Source organism: Photobacterium sanguinicancri, assembly GCF_002265265.1.
Taxonomy (GTDB): domain Bacteria; phylum Pseudomonadota; class Gammaproteobacteria; order Enterobacterales; family Vibrionaceae; genus Photobacterium; species Photobacterium sanguinicancri.
In genome coordinates this window covers 1-3,136 of sequence record NZ_NOIF01000298.1, presented here as the reverse complement: position 1 = coordinate 3,136, position 3,136 = coordinate 1, and the positions used below count along the sequence as shown (strand labels likewise).

The 3,136-nt window shown below is 39.4% G+C and carries 3 protein-coding genes; 2 read left to right on the top strand and 1 reads right to left on the bottom strand.

Annotation, left to right across the window (positions count from 1 at the left end):
- Positions 1 to 928 precede the first annotated feature (928 nt).
- The gene (locus ASV53_RS23350; protein WP_094958900.1) at positions 929 to 1,372 is read left to right on the top strand and encodes an SRPBCC family protein; all 444 of its coding nucleotides are present in this window, start codon (positions 929 to 931) and stop codon (positions 1,370 to 1,372) included.
- Between the two features lie 357 nt (positions 1,373 to 1,729).
- Positions 1,730 to 2,284: a GNAT family N-acetyltransferase gene (locus tag ASV53_RS23345; RefSeq protein ID WP_094958901.1), complete on the top strand. Its 555-nt coding sequence runs from the start codon at positions 1,730 to 1,732 to the stop codon at positions 2,282 to 2,284.
- Positions 2,285 to 2,360: 76 nt separating this feature from the next.
- On the opposite strand, the gene ASV53_RS23340 is transcribed toward ASV53_RS23345, so the two are convergent.
- Positions 2,361 to 2,852 (bottom strand): GNAT family N-acetyltransferase, encoded by a 492-nt coding sequence (locus ASV53_RS23340; RefSeq protein ID WP_094958899.1) that lies wholly within the window; start codon positions 2,850 to 2,852, stop codon positions 2,361 to 2,363.
- Between the last annotated feature and the right edge of the window lie 284 nt (positions 2,853 to 3,136).

The following is a 3,136-nucleotide window of genomic DNA, read 5'->3' as shown; positions in this document are numbered from 1 at the left end:
GATTTAAAAGGAGTTTTTATTAGCCAGAAACAAAAATATGATGTTTCTGGCTAAATAATGAATCTGACATAAGGAAACCTATGTGGTTGATAAGATGCCAGATTTTTTCTTACTTAACGCTGTTTTTTGTGCTTGTTGTTTGTGATTGATGGTAAAACCATTGTCTGCGGCTTCTATTTCTCATCATACACCTCTCTTCATTAGATTTATGAGTAGGTGGTATTACAACTTTATACCTATTACTCATTTAACTCGTTGTACTATACCCAGCTAAATATTACGAACATATTACACATTGAATAAATACAACGTCACTTGCTTCCCTTGAGGTATTAAAAACACATTACGCAATAAGAACAAACGGCTAGTCAATGACTCCCGAGTGTTATGCTTTATTTCAATACTGAGGGTTAAATAACGATAAATGCAACGGAGGAATCTCGGAGGTATTAATATGAATGGATATCGCCTACGACTTGTTGCTTTCGCCTCTGTTCTAACATTTATACGATTTAATATAAGGTGCTTTTTACCATGTTGCAACCTTATCTAGCAATAAATTATGTGATAAAGAGTAATATTTTTTATATAGGTCAGTTTAATGCAAGTAAAATCGCCACTGTACGTGTTTGTTGTATATTGTTTAAACGTTTGCGTAAAGCAGTGACAAGCAAGTAGCATGAAAGTCCATTTTAATGGCTAAAAAACATACATAACGCTTCTTTTTACCTATCTACTAACCAAGAACCAAACATGGATAACTTTTTCCAAATCTTGACAGGATAAAGTTTCACTATAACACTTACTATTGGGTATTTAGATGCTACAACGCTCTGGGAGAGCGGTTCAAAGACGGATTTCCCCCCGCAACTAACTTTCTTCTGAGCAATAGCGATATCGGTAAGCTGCTAATTTACAGGAGTGAGTTATGAGTGTTCACCAGATCACCTTGGAGCAAAAAGCAAAAGTCCCACGCAAAGTCTTGTTTGACCTACTCGCTGATCATGAAAATCTCAACCGTTTTTTTCGGGCTAACTTCTCTCTCATCAAAAAAGGGAACCCAACATCAAATGGCATTGGAGCAGTCCGTGAGGTGTCGGCAGGCCCTTTTACCTACCAAGAACAAATCCTCGATTACAAAGAAAACGAACATCTTCATTATAAAGTGATCCACGGAGGCCCAGTTAAAGAACACGGCAGCTGGATCCAAATTCAAAGCCTGAATGCAAAGCAAAGCTTAATTCATTATCGGATCATGTTTACCCCCAGAGTTGAAGGCACTGGCTGGCTCATCAAGCTGGTACTAGAGCAAGAAGTAAAAAAAGCACTACAAACCTTAGCAAGGCATGGTGAAGCGAAATGGAAAATGTAGCCCATTACTTGAATCGGTATAATCGACCACTCGCATAAATACAAGCTTACAATGCATATGGCTTGACCAAAGCCATATTACCCGATCTCTGAACCTCTCATCCATCGATGTCATCACCTTGTCATTTCACCTTTCTACTGTTAATCCACCTCAATAGTTAGGTGGATTAGTTCTATTTTAACTTTGATTAGTATGAATAACGTTCTGAACGATATTTAATCAAACCTGTATTATCAGGAAGCAAGGTGTTGCATAATGAAAGCTGCTATGTGACTAAATACGATTTGTCGAAAGATGTTAGCAGATTTGATGCCCACACTTTATAAATTGATATTGACCACGACAGGTGAATTTTTGATGAAGCAGCAACCGCTATTGACCACAGAACGCCTTATTTTACGTCCTTTTCAGCTATCTGATGCGTTAACCGTCCAAAAGCTAGCAGGCGATCCATTGATCGCTAACGGTACAATCAATGTCCCTCATCCGTATGGCGATGGTATGGCAGGCCAATGGATCGGTAAGCATGTTGCAGGCTGGTACAGCCAAAAATCGGCTATTTACGCCATAACATTAAAATCAAACCAACAACTCATAGGTTGCGTGGGGTTGCATAACATTGATAATCACACTGCACAACTCGGATACTGGATTGGCGTGCCTTTCTGGGGTAAAGGCTATTGCACAGAATCAGCGCAACGCATTGTAGATTTTGCATTTAAGAAACTTGAACTAGAAAAAATTTACTCCCGTCACCTCAGCCGTGAAACTGCACCAGGCAAAATAATGAAAAAAATAGGCATGAAGCATGTAATGAGGAAGAATGGCGCGCTCAGAGTAAATCGATTGACTGAAGATCTTGATTATTACGAAATACAGCCCAAGGAAGTAATGGAACTAAAACCAGCATAAAAAACGGATAAATACGCTGTAGCACGCACCGGATACGCACTACAACATTCCACTAAGGCTCTAACTGCATGAGCGACTAAACATGCTTTACCTTAGCCATGTACAATGCATCGACGTATTTGCCATTTCGAAAAGCAAATTGCGCAGCAACACCTTCTTCAATAAAACCGAGTTTCTTGTACAACGCAACACCAGCCTCATTGTCTGTATATACGGTAAGCTCAATTCTACTAATATTTAGCCAGTTCTCAGCTAAATCTACCGCTGCAGCAAGAATAGTCGAACCTACGCCCTGCCCTTGATAATCATCATGTACGGCCATTCCAACACTAGCTACATGTCTACGACGCGGATTGAGCTCTATCACTAATCCAAGTTGCCCAACGATACGACCATCAAATTCAGCCACTAAACTATGAACATTACTCGGCATATCCGTGAGGCGTTTCTGCCACATAGTGAATGAAGGGTGAGGAAGTTGTAGCGTACCCGCTTGCGCCTTTTCTCCAGCATACAAGTGTCGAATTTCATCAATATCTTTGTCTTCCGTTGCTCTAACTTCAATCATCCCTACGCTTCCTTTTCCATTTTATCTAACTGTTTTATGGGCTTAACCTATCAATACCAATCCATTACTTTGAAGATGACAAGAAATACAAAAAAAATCAAGGGGCTCGATTAAGAGTAAATAAAGTGACATCCGTAGGCGCGGAACCGTAATAAAATTGAAGGTGGTTCTCTCTTAGTAAGAGAACCACATAATGTACGCTCTCAATATTGAAAGTTTTATTATTAATGGTAATAAATAACAAACTAAGAGTTATAACCCAACGAAGACACTCACCTATACTC

What these genes read in the sequence shown, in the direction of transcription:
- ASV53_RS23350 (WP_094958900.1), top strand. Translation starts at nt 929, where the DNA reads ATGAGTGTTCACCAGATCACCTTGGAGCAAAAAGCAAAAGTCCCACGC.
- ASV53_RS23345 (WP_094958901.1), top strand. Translation starts at nt 1,730, where the DNA reads ATGAAGCAGCAACCGCTATTGACCACAGAACGCCTTATTTTACGTCCT.
- ASV53_RS23340 (WP_094958899.1), bottom strand. Translation starts at nt 2,852, where the DNA reads ATGATTGAAGTTAGAGCAACGGAAGACAAAGATATTGATGAAATTCGA.